Genomic DNA, 15,732 nt, shown 5'->3' on the forward strand with positions numbered 1-15,732 from the left:
CCTTCCACCTTTTTTATCAGCGTGGTGATATTGCGGTCTGCCTCGCGCGCGTAATCGAAAGTATCGACGCACAGCAAGATCAGCTTCAGTCCCCGGCCGCTTTCCATCAGCGGCGACATCTCCGCAAAGTCTGTCGCGCGCGCCGCCTCAATCAGCCCGTCAGGCATGGCGTCGCCGCTGTCGGTAAAGCGCAGGCAGACCTCTTCGTCCGTGGCGGAAAATTCGGCGCTAAAGGATCGGCTGTCGTCCTCGTGCAGGGCATAACGAATGATATTGGTGGCCGCCTCGCAGGCGGCTAAATCAAGGGCGAACTGCCACTCCTCCTGCACCGGCAGATCCGCCATATGGTTTGCCAGCCACCCGGCCAGCGGCGTAAGCGAGCGGAGCGACGCCGCAAAACGCTGTTTATCCGCCATGGTTCAGCTGCTCGACGGCCGCGGCGCGATCGGCGCAGATGCGGAAAATACGATCCATACGCGTGAGGGTAAACATATTGCGGATCCCGGCGTTCATGCTGCACAGCGCCATTTCTCCCCTGCCGTTCATCATTTTCATCAGCGACACCAGGGTGCCGAGGCCGCTACTGTCGATAAAATCAATTTTGCTGAAATCCATGATCAGCGCCTTACGATCTTCCCCCACTTCCCGCATGATCGCCTCTTTGAAGGCCGCGGCAACGGAGGCGTCGAGGCGGCGGATTGAAGGAGTGAGGATATTCATGTTCAGATGTCGTTCAGTATCAATGTGCATTACGCTTCTCCTTTTCGCTCGATCAGCAGCAGTGAAACATCGTCGGCCATCGCGTTATCGCCATCGCCTTCACCGTTGCGCCAGCGGATCAAATGTTGACCAAACTGCGCCAGCAGTTCGTCCAGCGGCAGTGTTGTGTGACTTTGCAGCCAGTGTTGTAAAGATTGCGGGCCGAACTGCGTGCCGGTCGGATCCTCACATTCGGTAATACCATCGCTGAACAGGCACAGCCGCTCGCCCGCAGCCAGCGAGAAGTGCACATCCTCCCAACTGAGATTGGGCATTAAGCCCACAGGCGCGCCGCCGCTGCCCACGGCGCGCGCGTCGCCGTTCGGGGTGACGATAAAGGGCGTCGGGTGTCCGGCCTGGCACAGCCGCCCCTGACCGCTGTCGAGATCAATCACGCCATAAATCATCGTGAAGTAGCTCATGATCTCTGCCTCTTCGCTGCAAAAACGGCTGTTGAGGATCTGCACCACATCGGCGGGGGATGCCACCTCGCCATTATCGGCAAATAAAAAACGCTCCACTGCCCGGCCGTGCAGAAACTGACGCGCAACGGCAAGGGACATCATGGCCGCGCCGACGCCGTGGCCCGAAACATCGACGCAGTAAAACGCCAGATGGTTATCCAGCGGAAAGACGTTGAAAATGTCCCCCGATACCCAGGCCGAGGGCAAAAACAGCCAGTCGGAAAAAAAATCCTGATAGCGCAACTGGTGGGACGGCAGTACCGAGTGCTGAATACGCGCCGCCGCTTCCAGATCCAGCTCAATCTGCCGCAGCGCTTCGCTAAGCCGCGTGTTGTGCGCCGCCAGCGTCGCCTCCAGCGTCAGAATACGAGCCCCGGCGTGCAGCCGCGCCCGCAGCTCTGCCTGCTCGACGGGCTTACTGAGAAAATCATCCGCGCCCGCATCAAAGCCGAGGGTCACATCGCCGGTATTTTCCCGCGCGGTGAGCAGGATGACATAAATATAGTGACCAAACTGGCGGCTACGGATCTCCCGGCACAGCGTCAGGCCATCCATCTCCGGCATTTCCCAGTCGCTGATCACCATACTCACCGGCTGGGTTTCCAGAATATGCAGCGCGGCGATGCCGTTTTCCGCCTCGCTCACCGCATAGCCCCACTGGGCCAACATCCGTACCAGCAGACGACGGTAAACCGGTGAATCTTCAACAACCAGAACCTGTTGTGGCGACATGGTATCCCCTATAGCGGTAAGAACCAGGTAAGGCTGACCGTGCCTTCACGAAATTTCCCATTGCCGGTCTGATGACCCGGATAACGCGTGCCGGAATAGTTGGCGTACTGCACGGAAAAAGATCCCGGCGTATAGCCCGCATAGCCAAAACTGTAGCTGTAATCGCCGTTCCACGGCTGCTGCTGACTGCTGTCGGGATACCAGAACGCCGTGGCGCGCACGAAGAAATGCTGTTTGAAGGTATAACCGCAGCCGCCCAGCATGACGTTTTTGTTTTTGCGGATATCGTTGCTGCTTAAATCGTAATAGCGCGGCACCCAGCTGTAGCCCGCCTGACAGATAATGGAGTCGCCTTTATTGATCAACAGCGCGTTTTCCACGGGCTTTGGCAGCGAGAATTTATAGGCCAGCGTCACGGCGCCCTGCTCAAAATAGGTATTACGGCGGCTGCCGGAGGTCCAGAAGTGATTGTCGCCATAGTTGCTGTAGACCAGGCTAACGGTATTGGCGTGCCAGTCGTCATAGCCAAAACTGTAGCGGAAATCCGCCGTGTAACGGCTGGTATCCGTCACCGGCAGACGGGAAGTGACGTTAGCGAACCAGAAGCTGTAGGGCGAATATTGCAGGCTGAGGTTCAGCGTCTGGTTGTATTTCTTTTTCTGCTCCGCCGTGGATGAACTGTTAGGAATGGCGATCCTCTGCTCCTTCAGCCCTGAAGTGAAGCTCAGCGCCCCGGAAAATTTATCCTCATTACCGGAGAAAAGCCGTCCCCAGCGGCTGGTGAAAACCCCCACCTGCACCGGTTCGCCGGCTTCATCCCGTAAAGTCTCTTTTTTGTCTGCTTCCGCTGCGGCCGTTGCGGTGGCGGCCGATAGCAGCGCGCAGGCCAGCAAGAATTTCTCACGCATACTGCCTTTCCTTAGTTAGGGATCCAGCGAGCGGCGACGTTGTATTTCGCCATCAGCCATAACACGCCCAGCGCGGCCGCGTGAATGAGGGTGTTTTCGATCCATGCCTGCCGCCATAAATCGAAGGTCACAAACTGGCTCACCAGCAGCACCACATAGACATGCAAAATGAAGGTATAAAGCGAGCGTTGTCCCAGCGGGATGAGAAACCACCCCGCCACGCGATAAATCGGCAGCCAGCACCAGCTGAGCAGCAAATAGACCGTCACCATCAGACAAATATCATTCAGCACCCGCACCGGCCCGAGGCCGTTTTTCGCCGCCCAGGTATGATAAAAGGCGTTGAAATCGGCAGGGGAAATCACATGCATCAGCAGGGCGTGCGGCATAAAGGGGTTAGTATGGTTCTGGGCGACAAAAGCGAGGATAAGGGCGATCACCACCATGGCAACCACCACCACTTTGCCGGAGGGCGTGCGGGCAAAAGAGAGCAACTCTTCTTTGTACCAGCCGCTGCACATGCCCAGCACAAAGATAAATTGCCAGGCCAGCAGCGGAAAGGCGAACTCAAATTCGGACGGCGTAACGCGCAGCGGCCAGCGCTGCCAGCAGCCGTACACCAGCAGTGAGAGGCTTAACAGCCAGTACACTTTCCCTTTACTCAGCATCCCCAGAAATAGTGGGCTTAACAGCAACAAAAAAATATACAGGCCGAGAATTTGCGTCTGATGCGGGCCTATCTGCAAATAGAGAATGATATTAAACCAGGTTTCTTTGATTTGCGGTGTGACCGGATAAAGGGACCAGGTGGTACCGGAAAAGCGATCGGTAAAATGGGTGACTTCAAAAACATTGATAAACGGCAAATACCCCAGCAATAAGAAGGAAACTATAATAATGATATTTACGCGATATATTTTCCATGCCCGCAGATAAAGTCCCCACGATACAGTAAGCAATACCACTTTCTGCAGACGGGCGCGATTTAACATGCCAAGCATAAATCCTGAAAGAATAACAAAGCCTTCAGCACCAGTAGTTAAGCCGAATCGTTCCCAGGTGAAAATATTAAAAACAGAGAGTAATTCGGTATGCGCCACCACCATCATTACCAGCGCAATGCCACGCATCAGGTCAATACGCAGATCGCGGTTGCCCGGGATCGCATAGCGCCATGACACTGATTTTTCAGTTTCTTTTTTTGGTAGCGCTGGCGCAATCTGGCTCATAGGTTTCCCTTACACTCATCCCAAAAAAATGTTTCAAATTATTTATTTAGCTTAAATAAATGGTTCTGGCAATTATTCATCGGCACTCATTTTTTATTTAGTGACAATGATAGTAAGTTAAGCCCGGCTAAATTATGGCAATTTATTCTGCTGGACACTTTTTTACGGGCTTCTACACTTAATTTACTTTTCGTTTTGTTTTGACTTTACTTTTCCGGGCAGGCCGGTGCCTGTAATGCATCAATAATTCATCATCACGGAAGCAGGATATCCACCGCTATGGATTTTTACTTTTCCCGTTTTGAAAATCGCAGGCCGCCTGAACCGCTTAAAACACCGCGCTGGGTGATGATGACCTGGCAGGTATTAGCGGTAGCGGCGCTTATTCTGGGCGGCAATTATATTTACTGGCGCTGGACTGCCTCTCTGAATACCGATGCGCTGTGGTACGCCGTGCCGCTGGTGCTGGCGGAAACCTTCGCCTGGATCGGCACAGTATTATTTACCATCAATATCTGGAAAGAAGAGGATCCGCCGCAGAACCCGCCGCCCGCGGAGATCAACGACTGCCTGCTGGCTGAAGACGCGGTGGAGCAGCGGCCGGTGAAAGTGGATCTGTTCATCGCCACCTATTCTGAGGACGTCGAGCTGGTCAGGCTGTCCATCCGCGATGCGATGAAAATGCAGTACCCCTTTCCGCTCGATTATCAGGTGCATGTGCTGGACGACGGACGGCGGCCGGAGATGAAAGCCGTCTGCGATGAAGAAGGTGTTAATTACATCACCCGTCAGACCAATATCGGTTATAAGGCCGGCAATCTGCGTAACGGCCTTGAGCAAACCGACGGCGATTTTATTGTTATCTGCGATGCGGACACGCGGGTCTTCCCGACACTGCTCAGCCATACGCTGGGCTATTTCCGCGATCCGGATGTCGCCTGGGTGCAGACGCCGCAGTGGTTTTACGACCTGCCGGAAGGGGAAAGCCTGGCGCGCTGGCTGGGGCGTAAAGCGGGCAAGCCTGGCTACGGCCTCGGCTGGCTGGCGCAAAAAATCGTCGGCCCGATCACCATTGGCCGCGATCCCTTTTTCAACGATCCGCGCATGTTTTATGACGTGATCCTGCGGCGGCGTAACTGGGCTAACGCCGCTTTCTGCTGCGGCGCGGCGTCCATTCATCGCCGCGAAGCGGTGATGCAGGCGGCGTTACGCAGCTATGTATGGACGGTGGAAGAAGAGATTTCCCGCCACACCCGCGACATCCGCGATCCTGCCACGCGGGAAGCCTTACAGGACGCTATGCGCCCACATGTCGCCTTTGATACCGAACTCACTCCCTATAAATTTCACGTCTCGGAAGATATTTATACCTCCATCCTGCTGCACGGCGACGCGGCGCGTAACTGGCGCTCCGTGATGCACCCGCGCATCGAATCCAAAATGCTCTCGCCGCAGGACATGCTGACGTGGATGATCCAGCGCTTTAAATACGCCGCTGGCTCGCTGGACATTCTGTTTCATGACAACATTTTCAGCCGACGCCGTTTTAAGCTGTCGCTGCCGCAGACGCTCATGTACGCCACTACCTTCTGGTCCTATATGGCCTGCGTGTGGAATACGGTCTTTCTGGTATCGCCCATTATCTATCTGTTCACCGGCATTCCGCCGGTTTCCGCCTGGTCAACTCCCTTTTACCTGCACTTTCTGCCTTTTTTCATCTTCTCGGAACTGGCGTTTATGTTCGGCACCTGGGGGATTTCCGCCTGGGATGGCCGCGCCTCTTACCTCTCCTTCTTTTCGATGAACCTGCGGGCGCTTAATACCGTGCTGCGCGGCGAGCAGATCAAATTCCACGTAACGCCGAAAGAGCGGCAGACCGGGCGTTTTCTCTATCTGGTGAAACCGCAGATCGCCATCGTGGTGTTAACCCTGGCGGGGCTGATCTGGGGCGGGATCCAGGTGGCGCGCGGACAGGTGGATGATCCTTCCGGCTACGTGATCAATATTTTCTGGGGCGCGGTGAATATCGCCGCCATGTTGCCCCTGATCCTCGCCGCCATATGGACACCTGCTGAAGAGGAAGCCAGCCAATGAGAACGCGTGACGCCCTGCTTTCCGCCCGCAGCTATCTCACTATCCTGCTGGGTTTTCTGCTCGGGTTTGCCATTGTGGTATGGGTGGAGCACCAGATGCCCTCGCGCGTTGAAAGCAGCGGCGGGCTGAGCCTCAGCAAGGATTTTCCGCCGCTGCCCGCCTCCCGCGAGCTGACCTTTGATGAGGCGATCTGGGCGCGGGTGGCCTGGCAGTATTACGTCAACAACACCCAGCCTAATGGCCTGGCGAACGCCCACGATCGCGAACCCTGGTTCAGCCTGTGGAGTACCGGCAGCTACCTGTTTGCCCTGAGCGCGGCAAAACAGCTTAACATTCTGACTGCCGCCGAGTTTGACGAGCGCGTTACTGCCGCCCTCTTTACCCTCGGTCAGTTGCCGCTGAATCCGCAGGGCGTGCCCGCCGCTTATTACCACGCCGACACGCTGAAAATGCTGGGAAAACCGGATACCTCCGCCATCGGCATGGGACGATTGCTGAACGCCCTGCAAACGCTGCTGTGGCGCTATCCCCAGCACGCTCCCGCCATTCGCGATCTCTTTAACCAGTGGAACACCGGGGCGATGGTGGTCACCAGCACCGCCACCCAGGCCGCCGCGCCGCTGCATCACTGGGCGCTGAACACAGACGAGCCGCGCAACAGCTACGGCTACCGGCTGTATGCCAGCCACACGCTGCGGCTGATCGACAGCGCCGCCGGGCTGGCGGTAACGAATCCGCCGGAAGGACAGCAGATGATCGACATCGATGGCGTGATGGTGCCGGACGAAGGGTTGCGCACCCCCTGGGGCAAACAGCCGTCGCTCATTAGCCTGCCCTATCTGTTAACCGGCCTCGAACTGGGCTTTGACGCGCAAAGCGCGGAAATCACCTGGCGCATTATGCAAATTCAGCAGCGCCGCAACAGCCTGCGGGTGCGTAAACCGCCCATCAGTACCGATTATGCCGAGCCTGCGCCGGACTACGTCAACGATCTGCCGGATCGCCAGCCGTTGCAAAACAGCGCCCTGCTCGATGCCACCCCGGAGCAGACTGCCATCACCTCCACCCGCTCCGCCTTTGCCTGGTATGCCCTGTTCCGCAACAGCTGGAGCGAGGCGTTACGCCAGCAGGTGCAGCCGTTACAGGTACCCGGCAAAGGCTGGCAGCGCGGCCTGAATCTGAATAACAGCGTGAATAAGGTGATTGACGCCGATACCAATGCGGTGGTCCTTGAAAGCCTGGCGTACATTGCCCACGGCCAGATGCTGTGCCTGGCCTGTTTTAACGACGCATCCCGATCCACTTCTTCAGCAGGAGCTACGCCATGAAGCTGAAATGCTTGTTCTTTTTCCCACTTTTGGCCGGATTGGTGGCGTTCTGGCTGGCGATCTCGGGCGCACGGGCGGCCACTGAATTACCTGCTTCCGGCTACGATCCCCGCAGCGGCGAGCTGAGCGCGCGGGAAATGGCCATCGCGAAAAACGCCTGGCAATATTTCGTCTCCAACTACCAGCCCACCACCGGGCTGGTGAACGCGGTAAACAAATACCCGTCCACCACCATGTGGGACAGCGCGTCTTATATGGCGGCGATGACCGCAGCCCGCGAGCTGGGGATTATTGATAAGGCGGAATTCGATCGGCGCATGATCAAATTGCTTGCCACGCTGAATAAACTGGTGCTGTTCCGTGATGAGCTCCCTAACAAGGCCTACAACACCATCAGCGGGCAGAAGGTGAACTACCAGAACAAACCCGGCGAGATCGGCTTTTCAGCGCTGGACATTGGCAGGATGCTGATCTGGTTGAGGGTCATCAAAGAGCGTTATCCGGAATATGGCAACAGCGTGGATAATATCGTGCTGGGCTGGGACTTCAGCCATGCCGTGGATCCCTGCGGCATGTTATACGGCGCTTATCTGGAAAACGGCCAGCCCAAATATGTTCAGGAAGGACGTCTGGGCTATGAGGAATATGGCGCGGCGGGCTTCCGTTTATGGGGATTCAGCACCTGCCAGTCAAGCCGACCGGAACCCTATGAGCTGGCAGAAATTTACTGCGTGCTGGTGCCGTACGATTCACGCGATCCCCGTCGTACCAGTCAACATAACTATGTGGTAACCGAATCCTACCTGCTTTACGGCCTGGAGTTTGGTTTCGATAACCCGACGGATCGCGATAACAGCCCGCGCGATTATTCCCTCGCGTGGATGAAAGACTTCGCCGACCGTGTCTATCAGGCGCAGGAGAACCGCTACGCCATTACCGGCATTTTAACCGCCCGTTCGGAGCACCAGCTCGATAAATCACCGTACTTTGTCTACGACACCGTGTTCAGCGATGGCTTTAACTGGAACACCATAACCGATAAAGGACAATATGTTCCTAATACCGCTGCGGTGTCGCTAAAAGCGGCCCTCGGCATGTGGGCGCTATGGGATTCGCCTTACACGGATCGGTTACTCACCACCATTGAAAACGCCAACGAAGAGGGCAAAGGCTATTACGAAGGGCTGTATGAAAACGGCGACGGCCCGATTAAAGAGTTCACCGCCAACAATAACGGCATCATGCTGGAGGCGCTGCTGTTCAAAAAAGAGGGCAAGCTGCTGCAATTTAACAGCGATAACCCGAAAGATCGCCAGTTCGCGCCCTCCCTGTGGGAGAAGAAACTTGTCGATCAGTTTGAGGAGAACAACACCAAACGGAATCGTCCGTTCCTGGAGAGTACCCCGGCGGTGAAAACCTGGTGCGAACAGACCGGCACCAGCCAGCGCACTAAACCTGCGTGCCAGGCCTGCCAGTGCTCCTCCTGTAAGGCGGATGAGCCCGTGAAACTTCCTCCGGTGACGGCGCAATGTTTAAAACCCTGAGCCGCTGGCTGGCGGGAATTTTGATTGTCCTGCTTATCGCCTTTGCGCTTTTTAGCCGCGACGGGGCGGGATGGCGCTGGCTGACGAAAGGCGGCTGGCATAGCAGCGCGCGTATTGACCGTCTGACGCCGCAGGAGCAGGAGTGGGCAGGCATCGCCTGGCGCTATTTCGTCAATAACACCCAGCCGCAGACCGGGCTGGTCAACGGCAGCGATAAACAACCCCGCGTCACCCTGTGGCAGATGGGCGACACGCTGATCGCCCTGCTGGCTGCCCGCGAGCTGGATCTGATTAAGGAGGATGAGTTTGATGCCCGTCTGACGCGGCTGCTTGGTACCCTTAATCGCCTGATGCTCAGCGAGCAGCGTACGCCGGGACGGCTCTATTCCACCCAGAGCGCCACCCTTATCGACTTCAGCGGAAAACCGGTAAAAAGCGGCTGGTCCGCCAGAGATATGGCGCGCCTGATGCTGGCGCTGCGCCTCACCGCCGAGCGCGCACCGCAGTATCGCGAGTATCTGGATAAAATAATCCTGCGCTGGAATTTTTGTCCGGTGATGGATAAAGAGGGCGAACTCTGGTCCTCGTCGCTGCAAAACGGCCAGCCGGTGGTGCGCGAAGAATTGCGGCTGGGGGAAAGTGAATATGCCGCCAGCGCGTTCCGCCTGTGGGGATTCCCGGTCGGCAAGGCCTTTACCCCGCCGTCACGCAACGTGATCATCTACCAGCGCAGCCTCGCCGTTGACGCCCGGGATCCCCGTACCACCTGGCAGCCGTCGCTCATTACCACCCTCCCCTATATGCTGCCGGGGCTGGAATTCGGCTGGGAACCGCCGGGCCTGCCGTCTGAGTTCCAGAGTACCCTGCGCACGCGGGCCGAGCGGGTATGGCTCACCCAGAAATCACGCTGGGAAACAGACAAAGTGCTGACCGCCCGCGCCGATTTTTCACTCGGCCAGGCCCCCTGGCATGTCGAAGATACCGTGTGGGGCAATGGCTACGCCTGGAATACCCTGGGGGACGATGGCCGGGACTATCCGCGGCTGTCGCAGGTATCGACCAAAGCGGTCTTTACCCTCTGGACGCTATGGGACACCGATTATACCGACGCGCTGATGGCGGTGACCCGTCATCTTAACGATCCGCAAAAGGGCTGGTTTGAAGGCCGCGTCGAGGCCACCGGCGACATCAATAAATCCCTTACGCTCTCCACTAATGCCATGGTGCTGGAAGCGCTGCTCTATAAACACAATGCCGGGCCGCTGTTTAAAAATGGCCTGATGGAGCAGGACAGCTACTTCTCACGCCGTCTGGCGGATGAATTTAACCCGCCCGGACTGTGCCTGCCGGGTGAACGTGCTGCGAGGGCCGCGCCATGAAGTTTTACCGCGATCTCTTTGAGGCGAGCCTCAACCGGGTGATCCCTGAAAACGATAAAAAGAGTTTTTTTCAGACCTTTTACGACGCTTTCAAACACATGACGCCCGAGACGGAGCTGCACTTCTCCCGCCAGCCCGATGAGGAAGGGCCGCAGATGATGTACAAAACGTTTTTCGCCATGCTCGCCGTGGACGGCGTGCTGTTTGTACCGGATTTTCTCGAACGCCTGGCCCGCGAGCAGAGCCATGACGGCCTGCGTCTGCCGCCGCGCTTTTTTGCCCTCTGGCGCGAGGCGATGCTGAACACCGTTCACCTTCGGGATCCCGAGTGTGACGACGAGATCCTCACCGCCTGGGCGATGGCGATTGCGCCGGGGCTGGAGTATCTGCGCCGTCAGGCAGAGCTGCACTACCGGGCACAGGAGGTATGATGAACGCATCGTCCTGCTTCGATCTGAATGCGCTGCCGGTGGCGGTGATGATCTATGATTCTGCCGAACGACTGCAGGCCTGGAATGATAAAGTCACGCAGCTTTATCCGGTGATCGGCCCCTGGCTTACCGCCGGTGCCACGCTGGAAGAGCTTGCCGAAAAATTTATCGATGCGGTGTACAACATCGATCCCGCCAAACGCCAGAGCCTTCGTGAAACCATTATCCGTAACTGCCGTCAGAAATATCATTATGAAGTGCGCCAGTCCGGGCAACGGCAGTTATATGTGCAGCATCAGCGCCTGCCGGATGGCGGCATCGTCAGCCTGCACAGCGACATTACCCAGCTCGATCAGGCCCGCCGTTCCCGCCACCAGCTGCATGAAGATTTTTTACTGACCGCCGAGTCGATCCAGATCGGCATCTGGGACTGGCAGGTATCGCAGGATACCCTGCAGGTCAACGATACCCTGCTGGCGATGGTCGGGCAGTCCCGGGGGCAGTGGCACCATCCGGTGCGTTTTCTGCTGAATCTGGTGCATGAGGAGGATCGCGCCACCCTGCGCCAGGCGCTGGCCTCCTCGAAAAAAGATCATATGCCGGTCTTCGAGTGCGAGATCCGTGTGCGTCATCCCGACCAGGAATGGCGCTGGATGCTGCTTTCCGGGCAGGTGGTGACCATGACCATTGATCGTGAAGCGGAGCGGGTTATCGGCACGCTTCAGGATATTACCCGGCGCAAGGAAGCCGAGTTGCTCGCCATTGAAGCGGCAAAAGTCGCGCGCGAGGCGAACGAGGCGAAAAGCGCCTTTCTCGCTAATATGAGCCATGAGATCCGCACGCCGATGAACGGCATTTTAGGCATGACCCAGCTCTGCCTGGACACGCCGCTGACGGCGGATCAGCGGGAGTATCTTTCGCTGGTGATGAGCTCGGCCCAGTCGCTGTTGCATATCATCAACGACATTCTCGACTTCTCTAAAATCGAAGCGGGCAAGGTGATGCTGGACGAAGCGCCGGTGGAAATTCGCCCGTTCGTCCAGTCGCTGATCCGCCCGCATATGCCCGCCGCCAGCGAAAAAAGCATCGAACTGCTGGTGGATATTGCCCCTACGGTGCCGGAAGTGCTGATAGCGGACGGTACCCGGCTGCGGCAGATCCTCACCAATTTACTGGGTAACGCGCTGAAATTTACCCCGCAGGGGGAAGTGCTGCTGGCCATCGAGCCTGCCGACAGCGCAGGTCACTGGCGCTTCCGGGTGCGCGACAGCGGCATCGGCATTCCGCCGGACAAGCAGAAAGCCATTTTTGAAGCCTTCAGCCAGGCCGATAGCTCAACCACCCGTCGCTATGGCGGCACCGGGCTGGGGCTGACCATCTCCGCCAGGCTGGTGAAGATCATGGGCGGTGAGCTGTCGGTCACCAGTGAACCCGGCGCGGGCAGCGAGTTTGCCTTCACCATTCCGCTCACCAGTCAGCAGGCCTCAACCGCCAGCCGCTCAACCCTGGCGCGCTTTAACGGCGAACGGGTACTGGTAGTGGATGATAACAGCACCAACCTGCGCCTGCTTGATACCATGCTTAGCCTGATGGGACTGCAACCCACCTGCGTCAATAACGCCGCCGACGCCCTGCGACTGGCGGCGTCGGGAACGCCATGGCCGCTGATCCTGCTGGATGCGCAGATGCCGGACATGGACGGCGTCTCCCTGGCGCTGGAGCTGTCGGTGCTGCCGCAGACCAGCCACAGCCATATCATTATGCTCAGCTCAATGAGCCGCCATTTCGACGCAAAAATGCTCAAACGCATCGGCATTGCCCACTATCTGCATAAGCCGGTTGCCCAGCATGAACTGCATCAGGTGATCGCCAGCGTGCTTGCGCCGGTGCCGCCTGCGGAGGAGACACCGCCGCCGCCCGCCCCACAGGCCGCGCCTGAAACCGCGCGCCAGGGGCTGCACGTATTGCTCGCGGAAGATAATCTCGTTAACCAGAAAGTTGCCCGGCGGCTGCTGGAGCGGCTCGGGCATGAGTGCGAGGTGGTGAATAACGGTCGTGAAGCGCTGGAACGCTGGCGCGCGGCCCGCTGGGATGTGCTGCTCATTGATTTACAGATGCCGGAGATGGACGGCGAAACCGCCATCCGCCTGCTGCGGGAAGAGCAGCAGACGCATCAGCCTGCCATCGCCATGACCGCTCACGCCATGCAGGGGGACAAAGAGCGCTGCCTGGCGATGGGCTTTGACGGCTATATCGCCAAACCCGTCACCCAGGACGCGTTGCAGGATGAGATCCTGCGTGTCTGCCGCCCGCCGGAACAGGGGCTGCCGGACGAGGCCCGCCTGCTGAAGCAGTGCGCCGACGATGCGGAGCTGGTGGACGAGTTATTAGCTCTGTTCCGCGAGGGACTGGATGAGGCGCTGGCGACGATTGTACAGGCCATGAACAGCCATGACCGCGACGGCCTGCGCCGGGCTGCCCATAAACTGCGCGGCGAAGCCATGGCGCTGGATTTCGGGCATCTCACGCAACTGCTGCAACAGCTGGAAAGCGATGCGCAGACGCTGGATGACGACGAACTGAAAACCCTGCGGGATGGCCTGTACGCCGAGGCCAGTCGCATTATGGCGTGGCTGCAACGCCGAGCGCAGGAGGTAAAAAATGGTGCGTAATATCATGCTGTTGCTGGTCGCCCTCGTCCCGCTGGCCCGGGCGACCACGGTGCCTGTGACCTGGTCCCTCGCCGGACAGTGGCAGGTGCATGACGCGAATGACAGCGCTTTTGATGGCACCACCGCCTCCACCGCGGGCTGGCGGGCGCTAAAGGTTCCGGCTAACTGGTACAGCGCCGGGTACGATCATCAGGGGGCGCTGATGTACCGCCATGCCTTCACCCTGCCCGCGCAGCCCGCAGATACCATGGCCACGCTGGTGTTTGACGGCGTCGATTACTTTGCGGATGTGACGCTCAATGGTCAGGCGCTGACCCGTCATGAAGGCTATTTCCAGCGCTTCGCGGTGGATGTCACTAAATCACTGCGTCGTCATAATAAGCTGGCGGTAAAAGTGGATAGCCCGTTCGAAGATCCGAAGAAAATCTGGCCGCTGCATAAAGCCTTGATGAAGGGCGTGCTTAATCAGCACGATAGTCGGCCAGGCGGCGCCTGGTCGCCGGAGGGGCAGGATGCCAACTCAGGGGGTATCTGGGCACCGGTGAGACTGCATCTCAGCAGGGGCGCAACTATTGATGAAATCATCCTGCGCCCGGACTGGCGTCAGGGGCTGGACAATCCCGCGTTGCAGGCGACGATCCGCTACCGTGCCCTTGAAGGCGGCAGCGCCACACTGCGCCTGAACGCGGCTCCTGCTAATTTTAACGGCCAGCGCTTTCAGCAGGAATTTCCTGTCACCCTGGAGAAAACGGACGGCAGCGCCCGTACGCTGAACGTGGATCTGCCGATGAAGGCCGCAAAACTCTGGTGGCCGAAAGGATCCGGCAAACCGCATTTATATCGGGTACGCGCCTCGCTGACGGATAGCCAGGGGCTCATGGATACCGCCGTCACGCGCACCGGCCTGCGCAAAGTGGAAGAACAGCCGGAGAATAAAGGCTGGCTTATTAACGGCAAGCGGTTGTTTATCAAAGGAACCAACTATATCGGCTCGCCGTGGCTCAGTACCATGACGCGGGAAAAATACCGCCGGGATTTCCGGCTGGTGGAGGAGATGAACGCCAACGCCATCCGCGTTCACGGTCATGTGGCGGGCCGCGGGCTCTATGAGGTGGCGGACGAGATGGGGCTGATGATCTGGCAGGATGTGCCGCTGCAATGGGGCTACGATAACAGCGCCGCTTTCGCCGACAACGCGGTACGCCAGACCCGGGAGATGGTGGATCAGTTCGGCAACTCGCCTGCCATTATCGTCTGGGGCGGCCATAACGAACCGCCCTGGAACTCGCCGTGGATGGAAAAACGCTTCCCCGACTGGCATAAGGATTTAAACCGCGCCCTGACGGATAAAGTAGCGGATGCGCTGGCGACCGATAACTCGCGCATCGTGCGGCGCTTTTCGGCAGTCGAAGAGCACTACTGGGCCGGATGGTATTTCGGCACCATCCGCGATCTGCTTGGCCCGGCTAAAACCGCTATTATTACTGAATTCGGCGCGCAGGCGCTGCCGCGGCTGTCGACCCTGAAGACCATTATTCCGCCAGAAGTGCGCTGGCCGAAAACCACCGCCGCCGACGATCCCGGCTGGACGCGCTGGAAATACCACAACTTCCAGCCTTTCCAGACCTTTAAGTTCGCCAAAATCCCGCGCGGCGATAATTTGCAGCAGATGATCGCCAATACCCAGGCCTATCAGGCGGAACTGGTCGCCACGGCGGCGGAGAGTTACCGCCGACAGCGCTATCAGCCGGTAACCGCGCTGTTCCACTTTATGTTTGTCGAGACCTGGCCTTCCATCAACTGGGGCGTGGTGGATTATTTGCGTAAACCGAAAGCGGGCTATTACGCGCTGCAAAAAGCCTATCAGCCGCTGCTGCCGTCTATTGAACCTGTGACCGCCCAGTGGCAGCCCGGACAACCCGCCACCGTGCGGCTGTGGGCGATCAACGATACCTGGTCTGCCTGCGATCAGTGCCAACTGAAATGGCAGGTGAAGCAGGATCGGCGCGTGCTGGATAAGGGTGAAACCACCCTGACTATTCCTGCTGATTCCGGGCAGAAAGTGCAGGAGGTGACGGTAACGCCTGCGGATAAACAGGACGTGGAGATCAATTACTGGATCGAAGACAGGCACGGGAAAAAGGTCGGGGAGAATCAGTTGAGGGTGCAGCCTGGGGTGATGAAAGAATAAA

Annotated in this window: 12 protein-coding genes; 7 read left to right on the plus strand and 5 right to left on the minus strand. The window is 58.0% G+C overall.

Translation table 11 applies throughout. The features are described from left to right. From QRD42_RS01175 to opgC, 5 genes are all read right to left on the minus strand, one after another. Positions 1-416: ATP-binding protein (locus QRD42_RS01175; RefSeq protein ID WP_321988004.1), on the minus strand; the 416-nt coding region annotated here is incomplete at its 3' end. Next, positions 406-750 carry an STAS domain-containing protein gene (locus QRD42_RS01180; RefSeq protein ID WP_072569858.1) on the minus strand — a complete coding sequence of 115 codons (345 nt, stop codon included), beginning with the start codon at positions 748-750 and terminating at the stop codon, positions 406-408. The genes QRD42_RS01175 and QRD42_RS01180, both read right to left, overlap by 11 nt. After that, a complete protein-coding gene (locus QRD42_RS01185; RefSeq protein ID WP_321988005.1) occupies positions 750-1,955 on the minus strand; it encodes a PP2C family protein-serine/threonine phosphatase in 1,206 nt (401 codons plus the stop codon). The genes QRD42_RS01180 and QRD42_RS01185 overlap by 1 nt, the downstream gene beginning before the upstream one ends. A gap of 8 nt (positions 1,956-1,963) precedes the next feature. Further along, complete coding sequence (locus QRD42_RS01190; protein ID WP_072569856.1) at positions 1,964-2,863, minus strand: hypothetical protein; 900 nt, start codon at positions 2,861-2,863, stop codon at positions 1,964-1,966. 11 nt (positions 2,864-2,874) lie between these two features. Further along, positions 2,875-4,092 (minus strand): OpgC domain-containing protein, encoded by a 1,218-nt coding sequence (gene opgC, locus QRD42_RS01195; RefSeq protein ID WP_072569855.1) that lies wholly within the window; start codon positions 4,090-4,092, stop codon positions 2,875-2,877. A 279-nt stretch (positions 4,093-4,371) separates the two neighbouring features. Between opgC and QRD42_RS01200 the strand changes: the two genes are divergently transcribed. From QRD42_RS01200 to QRD42_RS01230, 7 genes are read left to right on the plus strand one after another with little or no spacing between them, the layout of a single operon-like run. Continuing rightward, positions 4,372-6,186: a glycosyltransferase gene (locus QRD42_RS01200; protein ID WP_321988006.1), complete on the plus strand. Its 1,815-nt coding sequence runs from the start codon at positions 4,372-4,374 to the stop codon at positions 6,184-6,186. Further along, entirely contained in the window at positions 6,183-7,514 is a 1,332-nt protein-coding gene (locus QRD42_RS01205) for a DUF3131 domain-containing protein (protein ID WP_072569853.1), read from the plus strand. The genes QRD42_RS01200 and QRD42_RS01205 overlap by 4 nt, the downstream gene beginning before the upstream one ends. Next, positions 7,511-9,058, plus strand: a complete 1,548-nt coding sequence (locus tag QRD42_RS01210; RefSeq protein WP_072569852.1) for a DUF3131 domain-containing protein — start codon at positions 7,511-7,513, stop codon at positions 9,056-9,058. The genes QRD42_RS01205 and QRD42_RS01210 overlap by 4 nt, the downstream gene beginning before the upstream one ends. Beyond that, entirely contained in the window at positions 9,043-10,437 is a 1,395-nt protein-coding gene (locus QRD42_RS01215) for a DUF3131 domain-containing protein (RefSeq protein ID WP_321988007.1), read from the plus strand. Before QRD42_RS01210 ends, QRD42_RS01215 begins: the two co-directional genes overlap by 16 nt. Beyond that, positions 10,434-10,868 carry a globin gene (locus tag QRD42_RS01220; RefSeq protein WP_321988008.1) on the plus strand — a complete coding sequence of 145 codons (435 nt, stop codon included), beginning with the start codon at positions 10,434-10,436 and terminating at the stop codon, positions 10,866-10,868. Before QRD42_RS01215 ends, QRD42_RS01220 begins: the two co-directional genes overlap by 4 nt. Further along, positions 10,868-13,540, plus strand: a complete 2,673-nt coding sequence (locus tag QRD42_RS01225) for a response regulator (RefSeq protein WP_321988722.1) — start codon at positions 10,868-10,870, stop codon at positions 13,538-13,540. The genes QRD42_RS01220 and QRD42_RS01225 overlap by 1 nt, the downstream gene beginning before the upstream one ends. Next, a complete protein-coding gene (locus tag QRD42_RS01230; protein WP_321988009.1) occupies positions 13,530-15,731 on the plus strand; it encodes a glycoside hydrolase family 2 protein in 2,202 nt (733 codons plus the stop codon). Before QRD42_RS01225 ends, QRD42_RS01230 begins: the two co-directional genes overlap by 11 nt. The last annotated feature ends 1 nt before the right edge of the window (position 15,732 follow it).

The sequence above is a fragment of the Enterobacter sp. PGRG2 genome (assembly GCF_030291195.1).
In the GTDB taxonomy this organism is placed as follows: Bacteria; Pseudomonadota; Gammaproteobacteria; order Enterobacterales; family Enterobacteriaceae; genus Enterobacter_D.